The sequence below is a fragment of the Streptomyces sp. bgisy027 genome, from assembly GCF_057710365.1.
Genome location: NZ_JBYIVZ010000004.1, coordinates 169787 through 191126, shown reverse-complemented (window position 1 = coordinate 191126; position 21340 = coordinate 169787). Strand labels below are relative to the sequence as shown.

Below are 21340 nucleotides of genomic sequence, written 5' to 3'. Positions count from 1 at the left end.
CGACCCAATCCGACCTGGGGCTTCGGCGGGGGCGGGTCCGGGTACCGCGACCCGACCGGCACCTGCGGAGGAGACGACCCGGAGATGTCCCTGATGTCGGGCCCAGGCATGGCCGGGCGGGGCCGGAACGGTGCAGGATGGAAGGGACGAAGTGCCCTGTCCCGACCTGGCATGCCTGGAGGCCCGGATGATTGCCGAGACCGTTTGTTCAGCCGTCGCCGCGGCCGGCCTGGGCATCGCGGCGGTCACGGCGTACCGCAAGCGTTTCCTCACGGCCACGCGCATCGCCGCGTACTCCCTGGTGCCCCTCGGCCTGGTGATGACCGGAGTCGTCGAGTGGCTGGCGGACACCGCGTTCAGCCCGACGGCCTGGGCGGGCTTCGGAGTCCTCGGAGTCGCATGGGTGCTGTTCATGACCACTCGGGCGGTGGAGCGCCGCCGCGGCGGTACGCGCAAGGAACGCAAGGAGGCCCGTGCCGCCGCGCAGCGTGACGCGGTGGCTCCGGCGGCCTCGGCGCCGTCGCTGGGCGCGGGCTCCCGTCAGCCGACCCGGCCCGCGACCGCGCCCAAGGCGGAGAGCGGGGACGACTTCAGCGACATCGAGGCCATCCTCAAGAAGCACGGCATATGACCCCTGCACAGGGGCTGAAACGACACAGTGGGTCGCGCCGCGGCCGTAAGTGATCAAGACTCGAAGCGGACATCACGGAATCCAGCGAACTCCCGCTCATTCCGGGCGTGTTGATCGCGCGGGGACGTGGATCTACGTCATCATCGCCGCGAGATGCTGGACACGACACAGAGCGAGGCCACTCCGTCTCAGGACGAGCCTCGTGGGTGCCTCTTCGCCCTTTCCCAGCCACCGCTGATGATCTTCCTTGCGGTGATCGGGTGTCTGCTCCTCATGGCTGCGCTGCACGATCTGCTGCTGCTCTGAGCCGTACCCGCGGTCCCCGGCGCCACCCGCCGGGGTCCGCGTCGACACACATCTCGCGCGTGGCAGGCGGCCGCTCAGCCGGCCGCTTCCTTGCGGCGCGCACGGTAGGCGGCCACATGCAGACGGTTCCCACAGGTGCGGCTGTCGCAGTAGCGCCGGGACCGGTTGCGGGAGAGGTCCACGAAGGCGTGCCGGCAGTCGGGCGCCTCGCAGCGGCGCAGTCGCTCCTCCTCGCCGGCGACCACGAAGAACGCCAGCGCCATGCCGCAGTCCGCCGCGAGATGGTCGGCGACGGAGGCGCCGGGGGCGAAGTAGTGCACATGCCAGTCGTAGCCGTCGTGGTCGGTGAGCCGCGGGGTGGTGCCCGCGGCGGCGACCAGCTCGTTGATCAGGCTCGCGGCGCTCCGGGCGTCCGGCGCCGCGAAGATCGCGGCGAACCGTGCCCGCACCTTGCGCACCGCCGACAGATCGAACTCCGAGAGGACCCCGACATCGCTGATTTCGTGCTTTCGTACGAAATCTTCCAGAGCGGCGACATCCGGCAGTCCGTCCGACGTCTCGTCCTCCGGCGCGGTGTTCACCAGATCCACCACGGCATCGAGCGCACACCGGGTGTCATGGGTGATCAGCACGTTACGCTCCCTGGCCTGGTGGTCGGGCGGGGTGCCCGCCGATGCTGGCCGATGGTAGTGGCTCGCGGAGCCCCAGCACGGGCCGCGCCCGTACGCGGCTTCCGATTACAACGCCACAGGAGCGCCGACGGTTCCCGCGAGAGCGGACCTCGTCAGGCTCGGGAGCCTCTCCCGCCCCGCGAGCGCCCCTGCCCCCCACGCACACCAGCGCCGCCCCCGCGGAGCGGAGACGGCGCTGCTGCGTGCCGTATGCGGTTGTCTTGGCCCGAGCCGTCTCCCCGAGTCGACGGCGCCGGGCGGTTCGTGGGGACCTCGCCCTAACTTTCCGCCAGGATGTGTGACAGCTCCTGATCGAGGTCGAAATGCCGATGCTCCGTACCGGGAGGCACGGCGGCATCCGTCCGCTTCAGGAACGACTCCAGGGCACGCGCGGGCGCCTCCAGCAGCGCCTCGCCCTCGGGAGAGCTCAGGGCGATGCAGACGACGCCCTGACCATGACTGCGCGACGGCCAGACGCGGACGTCGCCGGTGCCGGTGGGCCGATGCAGCCCCTCCGCAAGGAGGTCACGGGCGAACACCCACTCGACGGTCTCTTCGGCTCCGGTGTGGAAGGTGGCGTGCACGGCGTAGGGGTCGGCCGTGTCGTACCGCAGGCCTGCGGGGACAGGCAGGGAGGACTCGCTCGACACAACGAGGCGCAGGTGCAGCTCGCAGCTGACCGTGGTGTTCATAAGCGCCAGGGCCTTTCGCTCAGTGTGCGCTCGGGGATTCGCACGTCGGCGAAATCGACATGCCACCTACGGTGCCGTTGTAAACCCCTCTGAGTGTTTTGCGTGTCTTTACGTAACTCTTCCGGCCGAGAACCTGTTCGCGAGGTTCGCCCATTCCGGTGACTGGTTTCGGTCCGGTAGGGTTTGGCCGTATGAATACGGGGAGTAACGAGCCGGGTGATGTTGCCACGGCTGCAGACGGGACCGAAGTGGACGGAGCGAAGGACGACGGCGAGCAGGTTCTGGGCTCGCGAGCGCCGGCGTTCATCAAGGCGCGCCGTGTGCTGCACCTGAGCTGGCAGGTGGGCGTCTTCATCATCGGTCTCGCGATCGTGGGCGCCGGCATCATCATGCTGCCGCTGCCGGGCCCCGGCTGGGTCGTGATCTTCGGAGGCATGGCGGTCTGGGCGACCGAGTTCGTCTGGGCCCAGCTGGTGCTGCGCTGGACCAAGCGCAAGGTCACCGAGGCGGCCCAGAAGGCGCTCGACCCGAAGGTGCGCCGCCGCAACATCATCCTGACGTCGGTCGGCCTCGTGATCATCGGCGTGCTCGTCGGGACATACCTCTGGAAGTTCGGGATGGTCATGCCCTGGAAGATCGAGGACCAGTGATCCGCGAGGGGGGTGCGGGCGTCGGCCGGTGCGCGTTCGCGCTGGTCACGCGCACCCCCTGACATGGGGTAATGTTCTTTCTGCGCCCGGGCGATTAGCTCAGTGGGAGAGCGCTTCGTTCACACCGAAGAGGTCACTGGTTCGAACCCAGTATCGCCCACCCGGATCCGGCGGCCCGTCTGCGACAGTGCAGGCGGGCCGTCGGCGTTTGTGCGTTCAGGGGGCCGTGCTGACGCGCCGGCGTCCGGTGCCTCTCCGGCCGTCGAGGGCGATGGCGCCTTCGGCCGAGAGGCATTCGCAGGCGGCACCCCACCCGCCGTTCGGTCGGCCGACCGCGCGTCCCCCACCTGCGGCATCGCACCGTCGGCCCGGCCCGCCGGACCTCACGTGCCGTCAACTCGGCCGCCCGGCCCGCAAGAAATTCCTGTCCGAATCATTGACGCACCCCGAGGCCCTCCGTAACTTGTGCCAGCAAGCGCTTACTTGAAACGATTCATGCAGGCGGCGACGACGCTGCGGGGAGGCCCGACTGTGGGAACCAACAGGAATGTCGACAGGCGCACGATCCTGAAGGCGGCCGGTGCCACGGCCGCCACGATCGGGCTCGCCTCGACCACGGCGTGCGGGGGCGACGGGGGTGCCTCCGCCGACGGGACGGTGACGATCCGTTACGCATGGTGGGGTGCCGAGGACCGTGCCGAACGGATCAACAAGACCATCGCGCTCTTCGAGAAGAAGTACCCGAAGATCAAGGTCAAGACGGACTTTCAGCCGTACACCGACTTCTGGAAGAAGTTCAACACCCAGGCCTCCGGGGGGAATCCGCCGGACGTGTTCCAGAATGCGATTGGATTCCTGCGCAAATACGACGCGAAGAATGTGCTGCTCGATCTCAGCGAGCAGGTCGAGGCCGGCAACCTCTCCATGGACGGCTTCCGCGCGGGCCTGGACAAGTTCGGTGAGATCGACGGCAAGCTCCTCGGTGTCCCGGTCGGCTCCAACTCCATGGCCCTGGTCATCGACAAGCCCGTCTACACCAAGGCCGGCGTCAAGCCGGAACAGGGCTGGACCTGGGACGACTTCGACGCGGCGATGAAGCGGATCCGCGACCGGACCGGCCGCGCCGGCGACAGCGGCATGTACGGGGTCATGTACCTCTACGACCTCTACCTCCGCCAGAACGGCAAGGCCTTCTTCACCGAGGACGGACTCGGCTTCACCGAGACGGACCTGACGGACTGGTGGACGAAGGCCGAGAAGGGCGTCGAGGAGGGCCTCTACGCCGACGCCAAGAAGGTCGCCCAGATCAAGCCCAAGTCGGCGGTCTCCGCCGAGCTCGCCGGTGGCGAGTTCACCTGGGACAACTTCACCGTCCGCTACACCTCCGAGGGCAAGAGCGAGTACGGCCTCGCGCCGATCCCGACGACGGACGGCAAGAAGACCGGCCAGTACCTCGGCTCCCTGATGCTCAGCGCGTCCAGGCGCACCCAGCACCCCAAGGAGGTCGCCCAGTTCATCGACTTCATGGTGCACGAGCCCGAGGTCGCCAGGATCATGGGCTACGACCGGGGCGTGCCCGCCACCCAGGCCCAGTTCGACGCCTTCCAGCCGACGGACGAGGTCAACAAGGGGATCGCCGCCTACGAGACCTCCCTCGTCGAGGCGGGCGTCCTGGAGCCGATCACCCCGCACCCCAACGGCGCGGACATCTGTGAGGCCGCGTTCCTGCGCATCGCCGAGGAACTCGCGCTCGGCAAGCGCTCGGTCGAGGAGGCCGTCAAGCAGTTCTTCACCGAGTCGAAGACGGCTCTCGTCGTCTGATGGGGATGACCGTGACACACGCCCCTGCGACGGAGGGCCCGACCGAGCTCGCCGAGCCGCGGCACGGACCGGTGAAGCCCGAGCGACCCGCCGCCCTCAAGCGGCGGGTCCGCCGGGAGAACCTGTCCGGCTATCTCTTCATGTCCCCGTGGATCGCCGGGTTCCTGCTGCTCACCGCGGGCCCGATGATCGCCTCGCTCTACTTCGCGTTCACCGACTACAACCTCTTCGACGCGCCCAAGTGGATCGGTCTCGACAACTTCGCCGAGATGTTCGGCGATCCCCGCTGGCGCCACTCGGTGCGGGTCACGCTCTGGTACGTCGTCGTGGGCACGCCCCTGAAGCTGCTCGCGGCGCTCGGCGTCGCCCTGCTCCTCGCGCAGAAGCGGCGCGGCCAGGCCTTCTACCGGGCCGCCTTCTACGCCCCGTCGCTGATCGGCGCGAGCGTCTCCGTCGCCATCGTCTGGAAGGCGATCTTCTCGGACGACGCGATCGTCGACCGCACGCAGAAGATCTTCGGGATCGACGCCGGCGGCTGGACCGGTGACCCGGACCTGATCATCTACAGCCTGGTGGCGCTCACGGTCTGGCAGTTCGGCGCCCCGATGGTCATCTTCCTCGCCGGCCTCAAGCAGGTCCCGCGCGAGCTGTACGAGGCGGCCGAGGTCGACGGGGCCGGCAGGCTCCGGCGGTTCTGGAACATCACGCTGCCGATGATCTCCCCCGTCCTCTTCTTCAACGTCCTGCTGGAGACCATCCACTCCTTCCAGATCTTCAGCTCGGCGTACATCGTCGGCGGCGGCGCCGGAGGCAACGCCTGCGGTCCGGCCGACGGCTCGATGGTCTACACCTGCTACCTCTACGTCCAGGGCTTCGAGAACAGCCGTATGGGTCTGGCCTCCGCCATGGCCTGGATGCTGCTCGTCGCGGTCGCCCTGGTCACGGCGGTGCTGTTCTGGTCCCAGCGGCGCTGGGTGCACTACGAGGAGAGCGCCTGATGAGCACCACCGGTATCCCGACCACCCGCGCCGGGGCGCTGCGCCGCAGGCTGCCCGGGTCCGTCGCCTGGCACATCGGCTCCCTGCTGGTCCTGGCCGTCATCCTCTACCCGGTGATCTGGGTCGTCGGCGGCTCCTTCAAGAAGAGCGAGGACATCGTCGGCAGCCTGGACCTGCTCCCCGGCGACCCGGTCCTGTCCAACTACACGAGCCTCGCCGACGGCATCGCCGACATCTCCATCTCCACGTTCTTCTTCAACTCGCTCTTCCTCGCGGTCGGCTCGGTGATCGGGATCGTGGTGTCCTGCTCGCTGACCGCCTACGCCTTCGCGAGGATCAGGTTCGCCGGGCGGAATCTGCTCTTCACGCTGATGATCGGCACGCTCCTGCTGCCGTACCACGTGCTGCTGATCCCGCAGTATGTGCTGTTCCGCAACATGGAGATGATCAACACCTACACCCCGCTGCTGCTGGGGAAGTACCTCGCCACGGAGGCGTTCTTCGTCTTCCTGATGGTGCAGTTCATGCGGAACCTGCCGAAGGAACTCGACGAGGCGGCCCGCCTGGACGGCTGCGGACACCTCAGGATCTACTGGTCGATCATGCTGCCGCTGTGCCGGCCGGCGCTCATCACCAGCGCGATCTTCACCTTCATCAACGCCTGGAACGACTTCATGGGCCCGCTGATCTACCTCAACGAGCCCGACAAGTACACCGTCTCCCTCGGCCTGAAGATGTTCGTCGACCAGGAGGGCCTGGCGAACTACGGCGGCATGATCGCCATGTCCCTCGTCGCCCTGCTGCCGGTGCTCGCCTTCTTCCTGGCCTTCCAGCGGTATCTGATCGACGGTATGGCGACCTCCGGACTGAAGGGCTGAGGCGGTCACGATGGCCCGAGCGCGTACGAAGGGACCTACGGCAGACGGCGGGGAGTCCGCCCTCGCCGAGCGGTTCGGTCTGTTCGCCGAGTGTCTGCTCACCGGGGTGTGGATCGTCGTGGCCTCCCTCGGCGTGGTGACCTACCCGGCCGCCTTCGCCGCCGGGGCCCGGCATCTGCACCGCAGGATCGCTCACGAGGGCGGGGGCCTGCGGGAGTTCGCCGCCGACTTCCGCATGGCGGTGCGCGGCGGCTGGGTCGTCGGGCTCGCCGGGTGGGCCGTGGCCGCCGCGGTCCGGGTCGACGTCCAGGCCGCCCGCGCCGGGATTCCCGGGGGGCCGCTCGCCGGGGCGATCGGGGTGTTCGCGCTGACCGGGGCCGTCGTGGCGCTGCTGCGGGCGGCGGCCGCCTGGACTCCGGGCGCCGGCTGGCGGGCACTGCTCGCGGGCGCCGGGCGACGGACCGTGCTCGACCCCGCCGGGTCCTTCCTGGTCGTCGGCGGGCTTGCCGTCGTGGCCGCGTCCGCCTGGTTCTCCGCGCCCTTGGCGGTGCCCGTGCTGGGGGCCGTCACGGCCGCGGCCGTCGCCGTGGAGGAGCGGTACCGGCACCGCTGAACGGCGGTGCCCCGCCGCACGAAGGCCGTCGCCCCTTCGCAAGGTCGGCGCTCCCGGGCGGGCGCCGCACTCTCTCTGTCATGCCCCTGACCATCCCCTGCACGCGCACGGAAAGGAAAGGCCATGTCCCCCATACCCCGCAGGTCCCTCCTCAAGGCGGCCGCGGTCGCCGGAGCCGCCGCACAGTTCAGCTGGGCGCTCGGGACGAAGGACGCGCAGGCCGCGCCCCGAGCCGAGGCCGCCGAAGCGGAGCCCGTGACCCTGGACTGGCTGGAGGACGGCGGCCTGGGCGCCGCACCCGGCTCCACCGTCGGTGTTCCCTGGCCGAAGGGCACGTACCAGGAGGACCAGACCTTCGCGCTGACGGACGCCGACGGCAAGGCCGTGCCCGTGCAGTCGTGGCCGATCGCCTACTGGCCCGACGGCTCGCTCAAGTGGACGGCCCACGCGGTCGGTTCGGGCGACGGCCGGCTCACCCTCACCGCGGGGGAGCCCGCGGCCCCGGCCAAGAAGGTCACCGTCGACAGGAGCGGCGGGACCATCGACGTCTCGACCGGCGTCATCACCGCGAGGATCGGCAAGTCGGGCGCGACCCTCGTCAAGTCGGTCACCCGCGGCTCCACGGAGATCGCGAGGAACGGACGGCTCGTGCTGGTCCGGCAGCCCGAGATCGAGGACGAGGACCAGGGCGCCGTAAGGACGGAGCGTTTCGAGGGCGCGATCTCCGAGGTCACCGTCGAGCAGGACGGACCGGTCCGCGCGGTCGTCCGGATCGACGGCAAGCACCGCAAGGGCAGCCGCAGCTGGCTCCCCTTCTCCATCCGGCTCTACTTCTACGCGGGCGCCGACTCCTTCCGCATGGTGCACACCATCACCTTCGACGGCACACAGGAGCCCGGCAGGGCGAGCGGCGACTTCATCCGCGGCATCGGCGTGCGCTTCACGGTGCCGATGCGGGACCAGTCCTACGACCGCCACATCCGCATCGGCGGCGAGGGCACCGGCATGCTCCGCGAGGCCGTCAAGGGCATCACCGGACTGCGCCGCGACCCCGGGGCGGCCGTACAGGCGGCCCAGTTCGCGGGGGAGAAGCTGCCCGACCCGGCGACCTGGGACCAGCGCGTCACCACCCGCCTCCAGTACATCCCCGAGTGGGGCGACTACACCCTCTCCCAGCTGTCCGCCGACGGCTTCACCCTGCGCAAGCGGACCAGGAAGGGGTACGGCTGGATCGGCGCCGGCGGCGGGCGACGGGCCTCCGGGTTCGCCTACGTCGGCGGCGTCAGCGGCGGACTCTCGGTCGGGCTGCGGGACTTCTGGGAGAAATACCCCGCCCAGCTCGACGTCCGCGACGCCCACACCGACGCGGCCGAGGTCACCATGTGGCTGTGGTCGCCCGAGGCCCAGCCCATGGACCTGCGCTTCTACCACGACGGCATGGGCCAGGACACCTACCCCGAGCAGCTGGAGGGCCTCAACATCACCTACGAGGACTACGAGCCGGAGTTCGGCACGCCCTACGGCATCGCCCGTACCTCGGAGCTGCTGTTCTGGGCCAACGAGTCGACGCCCGCGCCGGCCGCCCTGGCCCGGCAGGTCGAGGCCGTACGGGTGCTGCCGCAGCTCGCCGCGCCGCCCGAGCAGCTCATCAAAGCCAAGGTTTTCGGACCGGGTCTGTACTCCGAGCCGGACCGCTCCACGCCCGCCAAGGCGAAGATCGAGGACCACCTCGACTTCCTCTTCACCTACTACAAGGACCAGGTGGAGCAGCGCCGTTGGTACGGCTTCTGGGACCACGGCGACATCATGCACACCTACGACACCGTCAGACACCAGTGGCGGTACGACATCGGCGGCTACGCCTGGGACAATTCCGAGCTCTCGCCGGACCTCTGGCTCTGGTTCGCCTATCTGCGCTCCGGCCGCGCGGACATCTTCCGCTTCGCCGAGGCGATGACCCGGCACACCGGCGAGGTCGACGTCTACCACCTCGGCGAATGGGCCGGCCTCGGCACCCGGCACGGCGTCCAGCACTACGCCGACAGCGCCAAGCAGCAGCGGATCGCCAACACGACGTACCGCCGCTACTACTACTTCCTCACCGCGGACGAGCGGGTCGGCGACCTCATGCACGCCAACGTCGACTCCGACGAGACGTTCCTCGTCCTGGACCCGATCCGCAAGATCCGCACCGAGCCGTACACCCCGGACCGGCACGCGCTGTCGATCGGCTTCGGCACGGACTGGAGCGGGCTCGTCTCGGCGTGGCTGACCGAGTGGGAGCGCAAGGGCCCCAAGTGGGAGAAGGCCAAGGCGCGGGTGCTGTCGACGATGGAGACCATCGCCGCGCAGCCGAACGGGTTCGTGCAGGGCAGTGGCCTCTACGACCTCGACACCGGCAGGTTCGCGATCGCGGCGGAGCCGGTGGTCGGGGTCTCGCACCTGTCCGCCGTGTTCGGGCTCAACGAACTGTGCGCCGAGCTCATCGACCTCGTCGAGATGCCGGAGTTCAACGAGGCGTACTTCGACTACTGCCGGTACTTCAACGCCACGAAGGCGGAGCAGGCGGCGCGGTACGGGTCCAACTTCGGTTCCCTGCTGCTGTTCCAGGGGCACTCGCGGCTGGACGCGTACGCGGCCGTGCAGACGGGGGACGCGAAGCTGGCCGCCCGTGCGTGGGAGAAGTTCTACGACTCCGACGGGTACAAGGAGTCGGCGCCCTGGAAGACGGACGCGCTGAGCGGGCCGGAGGCGCTGGTGGCGGGGAGTGAGGCGAGCTGGGTGTCGACCAATGACACCGCGCTGTACGGCCTCGCCGCCATCGAGAACCTGGCGTTGCTGGGGGACAGGATGCCGTAGCAGGTCGTGGGGAACTGCGGGACCACTGTGGCTGGTCGCGCAGTTCCCCCGCCCCTTTCAGGGGCGTCTCAGTGCATGTTGCCCAGGAAGTCGCGCATCCTCCGGGCGTCCCTGAGGCGTTGCTCGTACGTCGCTCCGATGGCCAGCAGGAGGAGGCCGGCCAGGGCCGGCGGTACCCAGCGGGGCAGTGCGTCGGTCACCTGGGCGATGTACGGGGCGAGTTCGTGCAGGGCGTCCAGGGCCAGTACCGCGCCGCCGAGGAGGAGCGGTGCCTGGAGGCGGTGGCGGGCGCCGAGCAGGGTGACCGCCAGGGCGGCCAGGCCCAGCAGCAGGGGGCGGGTCCACTGCAGGTCGCCCCAGGCCGCGAGGAGGCTCGGCACGAGGGTGGCGGCGAGACCGGGGCCGTAGGCCGTCCAGGACGGGGTCTGCGGCTCGCGCCGCCTGCGCAGGGCGCCGACCAGCAGGGCCGGGACGGTGACCGGCAGCGTGTACGCCTCGGGCGTACCGACGTCCCAGGCCGCCAGGCGCACCCACGTGGCGAGCACGAACAGCGCGGCGGAGGCGTAGGCCACGGACCGGCGTTCCGGGCGGACGGCCACACCGGCGGTGATCACACCGCACAGCGCCAGGACCAGGGCCAGCATCGACAGGTCGGCCGGCGCGGCCGCCAGCGCGACGGCGAGCAGCGCGGCGAGCGCGCCCGTCACCTCGACCGGCACCGTCGCCCGCGCGTCACCGAGCCGTGCCGCGAGCAGAGCCGCCGCCACCGGGACCGTCAGGACCAGCAGGGCCACGTACTGCGGCTGCCAGCCGGCCGCGGCCCCCGCCGCACAGGCCAGCCCGGCGGCGTACGCGAGCCCGGCCGGGGCCGTGACCGGAGCGAGGTGCGCCTTCCAGGAGGCCGCCGCGAAGAGCGCCGTCAGCACGGCGAGCACGGTGAGGGTCGCGGCCTCGGTGGTCAGCGAGAGAAAGGCGAGGGGGAGGGAGGTGAGGAGGGCAAGGACCGTGGCGGTCGTGCGCGGAGCGGGGACGCCGACGACAGTGGCCGTAGCGGCCGCGGGCTCGGCCGCGGCGGTGCTCGTGGATACCTCGGCGGAGGTCGCCGACATCGCCTGTGCCGTCTGCGGCTGCTCGGACGGCCGCAGCCACGCGGCTGCCGCGAGGGCGCCGGCCGTGGTGATCGCCAGGGCCACCACGCCCACGGCGTACGGGACTTCGAGCACGGCGGGCAGGACCAGCGCCGTCGCCCATGCCAGGACCAGCACGCCGGTCAGGGCCCGGGTCCGCCACGCGGTGTCGCGTGCCGCGAGGAGCAGCACGGCGGCGACCACGGCCAGGACGACCGGCACCGTCTCCGTGTCCGGCGGCCACGGAGCGTCGACCGCCATCGCTTGCCGCACATCGCCGGGCGCGCCCGACCACACCTGCTCCACCCGGGCCACCGGACCCACCAGCGCGATCGCCACCAGCGGCAGCGTCCACAGCAGCGCGAGTCCCTGTACGACGCCCGAGGCCCGGGTGAGCCCGTCGCGCACCGCCTGCGGCAGCCGGTCCGCCCGGATCGCCGCCAACAGGGCGATCCCGCACACCAGATACGCCGGAACCGTCCACGCCTGCGGCAGCACGGGGCGCGCGATGCCGCCGAGCGCGGCGACCGCGAGGAGGCCGGCGGCGACGGACAGGCCGAGCGCCTGCTTCACGGCGGCCTCCTGCCACGCCGCCGCGACCGCGATGCCCGCGGCCAAGAGGAGGAGCGCCGCCGCACGGGCGGCGGCGCTCGGGCCGGTGGCCGTCCAGGACAGCCAGCCGGCGGCCCACACGCCCCAGGCACCCATGCCGTACGCACCGATCACCGCGGTGATCCGTACGGACCCGGCAGCCACCCGCAGCGCCACACCCGCGTCGAACCCGGCCGTCACCAGCACGGCGGCCGTGATCCCGGACAGGCTCGCGTCGGCCGCCACCGCCCACAGCGTGAGCGGGAACTGGGCGGCGAGCAGGGCGGCGGGCAGGGGCAGACGCAACTCGCAGGTGCGCGGCAGCAGGCCGTACGCCGTCCACAGGGCCGCCAGCACCGCCGAAGCGGCCGCGAGGTAACCCGTGGCGTCCACGTCGGCCGGCCCGACCTCGTGCAGCGCGTAGGCGTCGAGCACCGTCAGCACGAGCCCGAGGCCCGCCACCGACTCGGCCGTCGACCGCAGCCCGCGCCTCAGCAGCGGCACCGGCGCGGCGAGCACCGCCACCGTGACCGCGCCGAGCACCAGGGCCCGCCCGGCGATCCCCATGTGCCCCCAGCTGACCAGCGTGAACGCCATCGCGGCGATCGTCAGCAGGACCCCGCCCAGCACCAGCAGGACGTTCTGGACCCGGGGCGCCGAGGCCTCGGGACGGGGCGCGGCGACAGGCGCCGGAGCGGACCGGGGCGCCGCCGCTTGCAGCGCGGTGACCAGCCAGGCTCGGCGGTGCAGCAACTGGGCCCGGCGGGCGTCCAGTTGGCGCAGCTCAAGGTCGAGGAGCCGCAACTCCTCGGCCGGGGGCGGAAAGTGCGTCATGCCTGGAGTGTGGTCCGGGTCACCCCGCAGGGCATGAGTGCGCGTACTCAGTCCGTACTCAGATACGGCGGAAACCCCTGGCGGGGGGCAGACTCGGCCCATGGACTGGAGCCGCTACCGCTTCCGCAGCCTGTGGGCCCTGCCCGCGCCGCCCGCCGCCGTCTACGACGCCCTCGAACGGGCCGAGGACTACCCCCGCTGGTGGCCCCAGGTGCGCGAGGTGACCCGGACCGACGACACCAGCGGCGTGATCACGATCCGCTCCGTTCTGCCGTACGCCATGACCTTCACCGCGCGCGAAGTGCTCCGGGACCGCGCGAACGGAGTGCTGGAGGTCTCCATGAGCGGGGACGTCGACGGCTGGGCGCGCTGGACCGTCACCCCGCGCGGCGAGGGGAGCCTGGCCCGCTACGAGCAGGTCGTCGACGTGAGCAAGCCGCTGCTGCGCCGGCTCGCGGTGCCCGGGCGGCCCTTCTTCCGCGCCAACCACCGGCTGATGATGCGCTCCGGACGGCGCGGTCTCACGGCCTACCTGGCCGGAGGTCATCAAGCGGTTTGAAGGAAACGCGCAGGGGCCTGTATTGTTCACTGCGTTCCCGGGCGATTAGCTCAGTGGGAGAGCGCTTCGTTCACACCGAAGAGGTCACTGGTTCGAACCCAGTATCGCCCACCGGGAAGAGGCCGGTCCGCCGCAGCGGACCGGCTTTTTCGTTGTGACGGCGGACCTCCCTCTGTGGTGGCGGACCCTCCTTCGTGGTGGTGGACCCTCCTTCCTCATGCCGCCGCCGGCAGGTCCGGGCGCAGCGGCCACGCCGGGTCCACCGCCTCGTCGTTGCCGCTGCGGGCGAACCACGCCTGGAGCCCGCGTGCCTGTGCCGCGTGCCACACCGCCTGGAGCGTGTGCAGCTCCGCGGGGGACAGCCGCTCCAGCCGGGCCGCGAAACGCCGCCCCACGGCCCGTACCACCTCCAGCGACGCCAGTGCGTCGGCCGCCGCCTCGTGCGCGCCGTCCAACGTGACGCCGTAGTGCTCGCACAGGTCCGTCAGGGTGCGACGGCCCTTGCGATAGCGGTCCAGATGTTTGTCGAGGACACGCGGGTCGAGCACCAGCATCGGCGCCGTCTCGAACCAGTGGTCCAGCGACGACGCGCGATGGCGGCGCAACTCGCGGTCCAGCAACGTCAGATCGAACGGTGCGTTCATCACCACGATCGGCCGGTTCACCGCGGCCTGCGCCGCCAGTTCCTCGGCTATCTCATGCATCACCGGCGCCGGCCAGCGGCCGTTGCGCTGCAGATGCTCATCCGTCAGTCCGTGCACCGCCGTCGCCGCCTCCGGCACCGGCACGCCCGGGTTCACCAGCCACCGGATCACCCGGGGCCGGGCGCCCGGGGCGTCCTGGACGACGACGGCCGCCGAGACGATCCGGTCGGTCTCGACGTCCACGCCTGTTGTCTCCGTGTCGAATGCCGCCAGCGGGCCCTCATACCAGCACGCCATACCTACACAACCCCTCGTTCACCCACGGCAGCTGACGTACCGTCTTCTGCCCGTTTGGTGATACCCGGGCCGTTTGCGACGTACGCCGGAAGGACACAACAGGAGTGCGGGTCTTTGCAGTTCAGCGGCCCGGTACGGGGATTCACCTTGCGTGGAAGGCTGTTGGTCATGGCGATAGCGCAGCCCGAGCGGGGCGGGCTGCTGCCCGAACGCACGGGCCCCCATCGCGGTTCACTCGCCACCACCGCCTGCATGGAGACATTGCAGGTGGGTTATCTGCACGCCGTCGCCGCGGCGTCGGGGTGCTCGCTGGCCCAGCCATTTCCGGACAACGGCATCGACTGGCACGTCAGCCACAGCGCGCCCGGCCACACGGTCGACGACGAGGTCACCATCAAGGTGCAGCTCAAGGCCACCTACCAGCTGGCGCCGAATCCCCCCGGCCGCTTCTTCTCCTTCACGCTCGACAACGACCATCTGGCGAAGCTCGCCCGGACCCCGGTCTCGGTGCACAAGATCCTGGTCGTGATGATCGTCCCGCGGTCCCAGGAACAGTGGCTGCGGGCCGGCCACGACCGGCTCGACCTGCGGCACTGCTGCTACTGGGTCAACCTGGCCGGGCACCCGATCACCGGGCGGCGCCGCACCACCGTGCGGATACCGACCTCACGCATCTTCGACGACCGGGCGCTCTGCGAGATCATGACGCGGGTCGGGACGGGAGGCAGACCATGACGCACCGCCCCCTGGAGGAGCCGGTACGACCGGCGAGGCCGCACCCGGCCGACGCGTCCTGGGAGCGTCTCCCCGAGCCCGGCGAGGTCGACCCCGCCGTCCTCAGCGCCCTGCTGCACCGGCACGGCTGGCAGCGGCGTGGGGGAGCGGCCGGGCGCTACGGCCGCTGGACCCCGCCCGGCCCCGGCGGCAACGGCACCAGCCTGCTCGTGCCCGAGTCCCGCGCCTTCCCCGACAGCGACGACCTGCTCGGCGAGGCGCTGATCGCCCTGTCCCGCAGCGGCACGCCGTCCGCGCACGAGGTGCTGGTCGGGCTCGCCGTACCCAGCGACGAGGTGCGCTGGTGGCGGGACGCGCCGAGCGGGCCGGCCGGGGCCGCGCCCTGGACGGTCGAGGAGGAACTGCGCACCGCAGCCCGCCAGATGCTCCTCGCCGCCGCGCTCGCCACCCGCGCGCGGGCCGGCTACTACGGCGCCCGGCACCGCCGCTCGGCCGCCGCGATGCTGGAGAGCGTCCTCGTCGGCTCCGGCGGTCACCATCTCGCCGCCTTCGTGCCGGTCGGCGCGGCCCGCCCGCTCGCCGTCCGCCTCCACCAGGCCCTTTACGCCGCCCGCGAGGCCATCGACTACCAGCGGGCCACCGGCGGCATGGACGCCTTCGACGGTGCCGTCGAGGCGGGCGTCAGCCGGGAGCTCACGGAAGCGCTGGTGATGCTGGTGCGCGGCACCGAGGGCGCGCGCATCGCCGTCGACTGGTCGCCCGCGGCCGGGGTGCCCGCGGACTGCGCGGCCGGGGTGGAGCCCGTCGAGTTCTCGCCGGGCGACCTGCCCGTGCTGCGCGAGGCCGGCGCCCGCTATCTGCGCGAGGAGCCGTCCGTGCCGGTCAGGATCACGGGTGCGGTCGTGCGTATGCGCAGGTCGGGGCCGCGCGGCGAGGGCACCGTACGGCTGCGCGTCATCGCGGGCGCCGAGGTGCCGCACGTCCGGCTGACCCTGGACGAGGAGGCGTACCGCATTGCGGGCCACGCCCACCTCGTCGGTCTTCCGGTCCGGGTGCACGGGCGGCTGGAGAGCCGCGGCGGTTTCCGCAAGATCACCGACGCCTCGGGGGTCGTACCGGTCCAGGTGGACGAGGCCGAGCGGGACCGGCTGATGAAGTCGCTCCAGGAGGACCTTGACTTTTTTGAGGAGGCTTGCGGCGGAGATGATGCTGGGGACTGAAGGGGGCGCGAACTCGTTGACGCGGGGGCCGGCAGCGTCCTGAGGGGCGCGGGGAACTGCGCGACCAGCCACGACGGAGCCGCAGACAAGAACTGCGCATGGCCGCCATTTCTGGTCGGGCATCCGAGGTCGGTACGATCGCGTAATGCGCGCGCTCCTGGTATGGCGCCGCATCCCACCTTCAGTCAGGAGAGACCGGTGTCAGACGTCCGTGTGATCATCCAACGCGATTCCGAGCGGGAAGAGCGCGTGGTGACAACGGGGACTACGGCCGCCGACCTCTTCGCCGGCGAGCGCTCGATCATCGCCGCGCGCGTGGGCGGCGAGCTCAAGGACCTGTCGTACGTCCTCGCCGACGGTGAGGAGGTCGAGGGCGTCGAGATCTCCTCCGAGGACGGTCTGGGCATCCTCCGGCACTCGACCGCGCACGTGATGGCGCAGGCCGTGCAGGAGCTGTTCCCCGAGGCCAAGCTGGGCATCGGCCCGCCCGTCAAGGACGGCTTCTACTACGACTTCGACGTCGAGAAGCCGTTCACGCCCGAGGATCTCAAGGCCATCGAGAAGAAGATGCAGGAGATCCAGAAGCGCGGGCAGAAGTTCGCCCGCCGCGTCGTCACCGACGAGGCAGCCCGCGAGGAGCTCGCCGCAGAGCCCTACAAGCTGGAGCTGATCGGCCTCAAGGGCTCGGCGTCCTCCGACGACGGCGCGGACGTCGAGGTCGGCGCCGGTGAGCTGACGATCTACGACAACCTCGACGCCAAGACCGGCGACCTGTGCTGGAAGGACCTCTGCCGCGGTCCCCACCTGCCGTCGACCCGCGCGATCCCGGCGTTCAAGCTGATGCGCAACGCGGCCGCCTACTGGCGCGGCAGCGAGAAGAACCCGATGCTCCAGCGCATCTACGGCACCGCCTGGCCGTCCAAGGACGAGCTGAAGGCGTACCTCGACTTCCTCGCCGAGGCCGAGAAGCGCGACCACCGCAAGCTGGGCAACGAGCTCGACCTGTTCTCCGTCCCGGAGCAGATCGGCTCCGGCCTCGCCGTCTTCCACCCCAAGGGCGGCATCGTCCGCCGGGTCATGGAGGACTACTCGCGCCGCCGGCACGAGGAAGAGGGCTACGAGTTCGTCTACACCCCGCACGCCACGAAGGGGAAGCTCTTCGAGACGTCCGGGCACCTGGACTGGTACGCCGAGGGCATGTACCCGCCCATGCAGCTCGACGAGGGCGTGGACTACTACCTCAAGCCCATGAACTGCCCGATGCACAACCTGATCTTCGACGCGCGCGGCCGCTCCTACCGTGAACTGCCGCTGCGCCTCTTCGAGTTCGGCACCGTGTACCGGTACGAGAAGTCGGGCGTCGTGCACGGCCTGACCCGCGCGCGCGGCTTCACGCAGGACGACGCGCACATCTACTGCACCCGCGAGCAGATGTCGGAGGAGCTCGACAAGACGCTCACCTTCGTCCTCGGTCTGCTGCGCGACTACGGTCTGACCGACTTCTACCTGGAGCTGTCCACCAAGGACCCGGAGAAGTTCGTCGGCTCCGACGAGGTCTGGGAGGAGGCCACGGAGACGCTCCGCCAGGTCGCCGAGAAGCAGGGCCTGCCCCTGGTCCCGGACCCGGGCGGCGCCGCCTTCTACGGCCCGAAGATCTCCGTCCAGACCAAGGACGCCATCGGCCGCACCTGGCAGATGTCGACCATCCAGCTCGACTTCAACCTGCCGGAGCGCTTCGACCTGGAGTACACCTCCGCGGACGGCTCCAAGCAGCGCCCGGTCATGATCCACCGCGCGCTGTTCGGCTCCATCGAGCGGTTCTTCGCGGTGCTCCTGGAGCACTACGCGGGCGCCTTCCCGGCATGGCTGGCCCCGGTCCAGGCGATCGGCATCCCGATCGGCGACGGGCACGTGGACTACCTGGAGAAGTTCGCCGCGGCCGCCAAGAAGAAGGGGCTGCGCGTCGAGGTCGACTCCTCCTCGGACCGGATGCAGAAGAAGATCCGCAACGCCCAGAAGCAGAAGGTGCCCTTCATGGTCATCGCGGGCGACGAGGACATGGCCAACAACGCCGTCTCCTTCCGCTACCGCGACGGCTCGCAGGAGAACGGCATCCCGTTCGACGAGGCCATCGCGAAGATCGCGCAGGTCGTCGAGGAGCGGGCGCAGGTCTGATCCGACAGCACAGGAGGCCCCCGGAGGTTCAGCTCTCCGGGGGCCTCCTGTCGCTCTCCCTGGAGAAGATCTGCAGCAGCCACGACGAGAACGAACCCGTCACCGCGCCGAGCAGGGCCAGCCCGCCGGCCATCATCGCGATCGCGATCGACCGGCCACGCGTGGTCACCGGGGTGATGTCGCCGTATCCGACCGTGGTGAGGGTCGCCGCGGCCCACCACACCGCGTCCCCGAAGGTCTTCATGGTGGCGTCGGGCGCTCCGCGTTCGGCCTGGTAGACCGCGAGGGAACCGGCGAAGCCGAGCAGCAGGGTCGCCAGGCTCGCGTAGGCGATCACGCGGGCGTGCAGCGAGATCCGGGGCTGCCCCTGCCGGCGCTGGATCACGTCGTAGAGCGGCACGATCCGCAGCGGCCGCAGGAGCGGCAGGACGACCACGACCGTATGCAGGAAGTGGGTCCTGGCGAAGCGCAGGAATCGCCCCCCGAAGAGCCGCCAGCGCACGGTGTAGTCCACGGCGAACAGCAGCCAGAGGGCGATGTTCGTGTAAACGCACACGTCCTTCCAGAAGGAGGGCATGCCCACGGCGAGCACACGGGCGGCATAGGCGGCCAGGAAGACCAGCGACGCCAAGAACAGCGGGATCTCGGTGCGCTGCTCCCAGCGGGCATAACGGCTGTCGTCGTCCACCGGCCCAGCTTGGCCGGTGCCCGCCCTCCCGTCGCCCCGGCGACACGCCGCGAACGGACGAAGCCATATGCTTCACGCATGACGAGTGAGCCGGAGCAGCAGTGGGGAGTGGGGATCCAGGACGCGTTCCAGCGCCTGTGGACGCCCCATCGGATGGCCTACATCCAGGGTGAGAACAAGCCGACCGGTCCCGGTGCCGACGACGGCTGCCCCTTCTGCTCCATCCCGGCCAAGTCCGACGAGGACGGCCTGGTCGTCAAGCGCGGGGAGCAGGTCTACGCGGTCCTCAACCTGTACCCGTACAACGGCGGCCACCTGATGGTCGTCCCCTACCGTCACGTCGCCGACTACACCGACCTCACCGAGCCGGAGACCATCGAGCTCGCCGTGCTGACCAAGCAGGCGATGACGGCCCTGCGCACCGCCTCGGGCGCCCACGGCTTCAACATCGGCATGAACCAGGGCACCGTCGCCGGCGCCGGCATCGCGGCCCATCTGCACCAGCACATCGTCCCGCGCTGGGGCGGCGACACGAACTTCATGCCGGTCGTGGGCCACACCCGGGTCCTGCCGCAGCTCCTGGCGGACACGAGGAAGATGCTGGCGGAGGTCTGGCCGGCGGCGTGACGCGAGCGGTCTGTGCGGGGTGCCCCCGAACCGAGGGCACCACCGTCATGCGTCGTACAGGTCGGCTTTTCGCGGGGACGGATCCTGCACGGCCGTGCTCAGGAACGACGACCTCGCACCGAACTTCTCGGTGTCCACGCCGTTCTCGGCCAGTACCTTGATCGCCGCGGCGTGTACCACCCGCAGCACCGGAGTGGCCGCGCGCAGCGCGTCGTCCGCCATGAAGCGGTGCCGCCACGGCTGGTCGGCCCACGCGTGCCGCACCCCGAACGGCTCGGGCAGCCCGATCGTCCCGCCCAGCCAGTTCAGCAGCGGCGGATACCAGGAGATCGGGGCCCGCACCGCCAGCCGTACCACCTCGTCGGTGTTGACCAGCGGCAGCTTCACCTTGCGGGTCTCCCACGGCTTGAACGACTTGGTGACCTCCTTGGTCGGCGCCTCGGGCTTCTCCTGGAACAGCCCGTTCACCGGACCGAGGGCGTGCCCGGTCACCTCGATGCGCAGCGTCTCGTGCAGCACGGTCACCGTGATCAGCATCGTGATGATCAACTGGCCGTCCCACAGCGTCCACTGGACGCCGAGATAGTGCCGGTCGCCGCTGCCGAACTGCTGCTTGTTGCAGATGTCCTGAATGGCGTGCGACTTGACCTGGTACGCCTCGACGTCCGTGCCCTCCGGCCGGGACACGGCCTTCGCGCCCTCGGCGATCGGCGTGACGACCCAGTGCCGTATCGAAGGCTTCGGGAAACCGCCCGTGTTCAGCGGGCCGCGCTCCAGCATGCGCAGCTGGTCGTGGATCGCGCGGATCACGTCCCAGCTGCGGAAGGGGTGGATCTCGCGGGTGGAGTCGGCGGCCACCAGGTCCTCGGCGAGCTGCCAGCTGCCCCAGCGGGTGCCCATGCCCAGTATCCCCTTGGGCCCGGCGTAGAACACGGAGTTGGACTGCTGCTCGGCGCTGAGCTTGGCGAGGGACTGGCGCAGCTGCTCGGCCTGGGTCTCGGTGGGGCTAGTCGGCACCGCCTCCGGCACCTTCGCGCCGACACTGCTGCCGGCGAGCAGGCTGTCCCACCGCTCCCGAAGATCCCGCGCGGTGCGCTCGCAGACCTGCTTCGCCCAGAACCAGCCGACGACCGGCATGAGCACGCAGGCTCGCGCGTACCAGGCCCAGAAGCCGGTGAACGGCATCTTCAGCAGGAAGAGCACTGCGAAGGCGCCCGCCGCGACGAGCAGCACGGAGGCGAGCGCGCCGCCCCGCTTCGCGTCCCGCTTGACGATGGTCGTGCGCAGCGTGAAGACCAGCAGCCACAGCAGGAGCCCGGGCAGGAACAGCACACCGCAGACGACCATGATGCCGCTCAGCATCCGGTCGCGGGTCTTGCGGATGTTGTTGGCGGCCAGCGCGTGCTCGACCACGACCTGCGGCTCGGTGCCGAAGGACTGGATCAGCGGCTTGCGGCCGCTGCCGAGCATGCGGTCGACCACGGCCCGTGAGTAGGCCTCACCCAGGTTGGGCCGGAAGATCTTCGCCCACTTGCGACCGGCCTTGACGTCGGTCACGTGCCATTCGTTGTCGGCTTTCTTGATGTCCTCGTACGGGTTGTCCCGATAGGCCGCCGAGGCCAGCGCGAACGTCGCCGTCTGCCCCTCGCCGGCCGTGCGAGGCACCTGCGGACCGAAGATGTCCGCGTAACCGCCCTCAACGGTCATTCCCGCCCCCAGTCGCC

At 70.4% G+C, this 21340-nt stretch carries 19 protein-coding genes and 2 tRNA genes; 15 read left to right on the top strand and 6 right to left on the bottom strand.

Annotated features, from left to right (window positions below; translation table 11 throughout):
• Window positions 1–187 precede the first annotated feature (187 nt).
• Complete coding sequence (locus tag AC3ETA_RS06035; RefSeq protein WP_432191756.1) at window positions 188–631, top strand: hypothetical protein; 444 nt, start codon at window positions 188–190, stop codon at window positions 629–631.
• 153 nt (window positions 632–784) lie between these two features.
• Window positions 785–937, top strand: coding sequence for a hypothetical protein (locus AC3ETA_RS06030; protein WP_163017197.1), 153 nt, complete (start codon window positions 785–787; stop codon window positions 935–937).
• Between the two features lie 74 nt (window positions 938–1011).
• Here AC3ETA_RS06030 and AC3ETA_RS06025 read toward each other — a convergent pair whose 3' ends face one another.
• Complete coding sequence (locus tag AC3ETA_RS06025) at window positions 1012–1569, bottom strand: CGNR zinc finger domain-containing protein (RefSeq protein WP_432191755.1); 558 nt, start codon at window positions 1567–1569, stop codon at window positions 1012–1014.
• 317 nt (window positions 1570–1886) lie between these two features.
• A complete protein-coding gene (locus AC3ETA_RS06020; RefSeq protein WP_004002642.1) occupies window positions 1887–2300 on the bottom strand; it encodes an SsgA family sporulation/cell division regulator in 414 nt (137 codons plus the stop codon).
• 191 nt (window positions 2301–2491) lie between these two features.
• Here AC3ETA_RS06020 and AC3ETA_RS06015 point away from each other — a divergent pair, with 191 nt between their 5' ends.
• The 7 genes from AC3ETA_RS06015 to AC3ETA_RS05985 all read left to right on the top strand — a co-directional run bounded on the left by AC3ETA_RS06015 (window position 2492) and on the right by AC3ETA_RS05985 (window position 10119).
• Window positions 2492–2950, top strand: a complete 459-nt coding sequence (locus AC3ETA_RS06015; RefSeq protein ID WP_432191754.1) for a TIGR02611 family protein — start codon at window positions 2492–2494, stop codon at window positions 2948–2950.
• An 88-nt stretch (window positions 2951–3038) separates the two neighbouring features.
• Window positions 3039–3110, top strand: a tRNA-Val gene (locus AC3ETA_RS06010).
• 371 nt (window positions 3111–3481) lie between these two features.
• The gene (locus AC3ETA_RS06005; protein WP_432191753.1) at window positions 3482–4771 is read left to right on the top strand and encodes an ABC transporter substrate-binding protein; all 1290 of its coding nucleotides are present in this window, start codon (window positions 3482–3484) and stop codon (window positions 4769–4771) included.
• Window positions 4771–5769 (top strand): carbohydrate ABC transporter permease, encoded by a 999-nt coding sequence (locus tag AC3ETA_RS06000; RefSeq protein ID WP_432191752.1) that lies wholly within the window; start codon window positions 4771–4773, stop codon window positions 5767–5769. Before AC3ETA_RS06005 ends, AC3ETA_RS06000 begins: the two co-directional genes overlap by 1 nt.
• Entirely contained in the window at window positions 5769–6647 is an 879-nt protein-coding gene (locus AC3ETA_RS05995) for a carbohydrate ABC transporter permease (protein WP_432191751.1), read from the top strand. The genes AC3ETA_RS06000 and AC3ETA_RS05995 overlap by 1 nt, the downstream gene beginning before the upstream one ends.
• Before the next feature lie 10 nt (window positions 6648–6657).
• Complete coding sequence (locus tag AC3ETA_RS05990) at window positions 6658–7260, top strand: hypothetical protein (RefSeq protein ID WP_432191750.1); 603 nt, start codon at window positions 6658–6660, stop codon at window positions 7258–7260.
• A 123-nt stretch (window positions 7261–7383) separates the two neighbouring features.
• A complete protein-coding gene (locus AC3ETA_RS05985; protein ID WP_432191749.1) occupies window positions 7384–10119 on the top strand; it encodes an exo-rhamnogalacturonan lyase family protein in 2736 nt (911 codons plus the stop codon).
• A gap of 68 nt (window positions 10120–10187) precedes the next feature.
• Here the strand turns inward: AC3ETA_RS05985 and AC3ETA_RS05980 are convergent, their stop codons facing one another.
• On the bottom strand, window positions 10188–12671 hold the full coding sequence (locus tag AC3ETA_RS05980; RefSeq protein WP_432191748.1) for an SCO7613 C-terminal domain-containing membrane protein: 2484 nt from the start codon (window positions 12669–12671) through the stop codon (window positions 10188–10190).
• A gap of 100 nt (window positions 12672–12771) precedes the next feature.
• Here AC3ETA_RS05980 and AC3ETA_RS05975 point away from each other — a divergent pair, with 100 nt between their 5' ends.
• Entirely contained in the window at window positions 12772–13230 is a 459-nt protein-coding gene (locus tag AC3ETA_RS05975; protein WP_432191747.1) for an SRPBCC family protein, read from the top strand.
• Window positions 13231–13269: 39 nt separating this feature from the next.
• Window positions 13270–13341 (top strand) — tRNA-Val (locus tag AC3ETA_RS05970).
• 104 nt (window positions 13342–13445) lie between these two features.
• Here the strand turns inward: AC3ETA_RS05970 and AC3ETA_RS05965 are convergent.
• Entirely contained in the window at window positions 13446–14171 is a 726-nt protein-coding gene (locus AC3ETA_RS05965; RefSeq protein ID WP_432191746.1) for a 3'-5' exonuclease, read from the bottom strand.
• 168 nt (window positions 14172–14339) lie between these two features.
• Between AC3ETA_RS05965 and AC3ETA_RS05960 the strand changes: the two genes are divergently transcribed.
• The 3 genes from AC3ETA_RS05960 to thrS all read left to right on the top strand — a co-directional run bounded on the left by AC3ETA_RS05960 (window position 14340) and on the right by thrS (window position 18301).
• Window positions 14340–14906 (top strand): DUF4365 domain-containing protein, encoded by a 567-nt coding sequence (locus tag AC3ETA_RS05960; RefSeq protein WP_432191745.1) that lies wholly within the window; start codon window positions 14340–14342, stop codon window positions 14904–14906.
• Complete coding sequence (locus AC3ETA_RS05955; RefSeq protein WP_432191744.1) at window positions 14903–16126, top strand: hypothetical protein; 1224 nt, start codon at window positions 14903–14905, stop codon at window positions 16124–16126. Before AC3ETA_RS05960 ends, AC3ETA_RS05955 begins: the two co-directional genes overlap by 4 nt.
• A 198-nt stretch (window positions 16127–16324) precedes the next feature.
• Window positions 16325–18301 carry a threonine--tRNA ligase gene (gene thrS, locus AC3ETA_RS05950; RefSeq protein ID WP_432191743.1) on the top strand — a complete coding sequence of 659 codons (1977 nt, stop codon included), beginning with the start codon at window positions 16325–16327 and terminating at the stop codon, window positions 18299–18301.
• A gap of 28 nt (window positions 18302–18329) precedes the next feature.
• Here the strand turns inward: thrS and AC3ETA_RS05945 are convergent, their stop codons facing one another.
• The gene (locus AC3ETA_RS05945; protein WP_432191742.1) at window positions 18330–18989 is read right to left on the bottom strand and encodes a potassium channel family protein; all 660 of its coding nucleotides are present in this window, start codon (window positions 18987–18989) and stop codon (window positions 18330–18332) included.
• 78 nt (window positions 18990–19067) lie between these two features.
• Here AC3ETA_RS05945 and AC3ETA_RS05940 point away from each other — a divergent pair, with 78 nt between their 5' ends.
• Window positions 19068–19616: an HIT family protein gene (locus AC3ETA_RS05940; protein WP_432191741.1), complete on the top strand. Its 549-nt coding sequence runs from the start codon at window positions 19068–19070 to the stop codon at window positions 19614–19616.
• A gap of 45 nt (window positions 19617–19661) precedes the next feature.
• Here the strand turns inward: AC3ETA_RS05940 and AC3ETA_RS05935 are convergent, their stop codons facing one another.
• A complete protein-coding gene (locus AC3ETA_RS05935) occupies window positions 19662–21323 on the bottom strand; it encodes a hypothetical protein (protein WP_432191740.1) in 1662 nt (553 codons plus the stop codon).
• Between the last annotated feature and the right edge of the window lie 17 nt (window positions 21324–21340).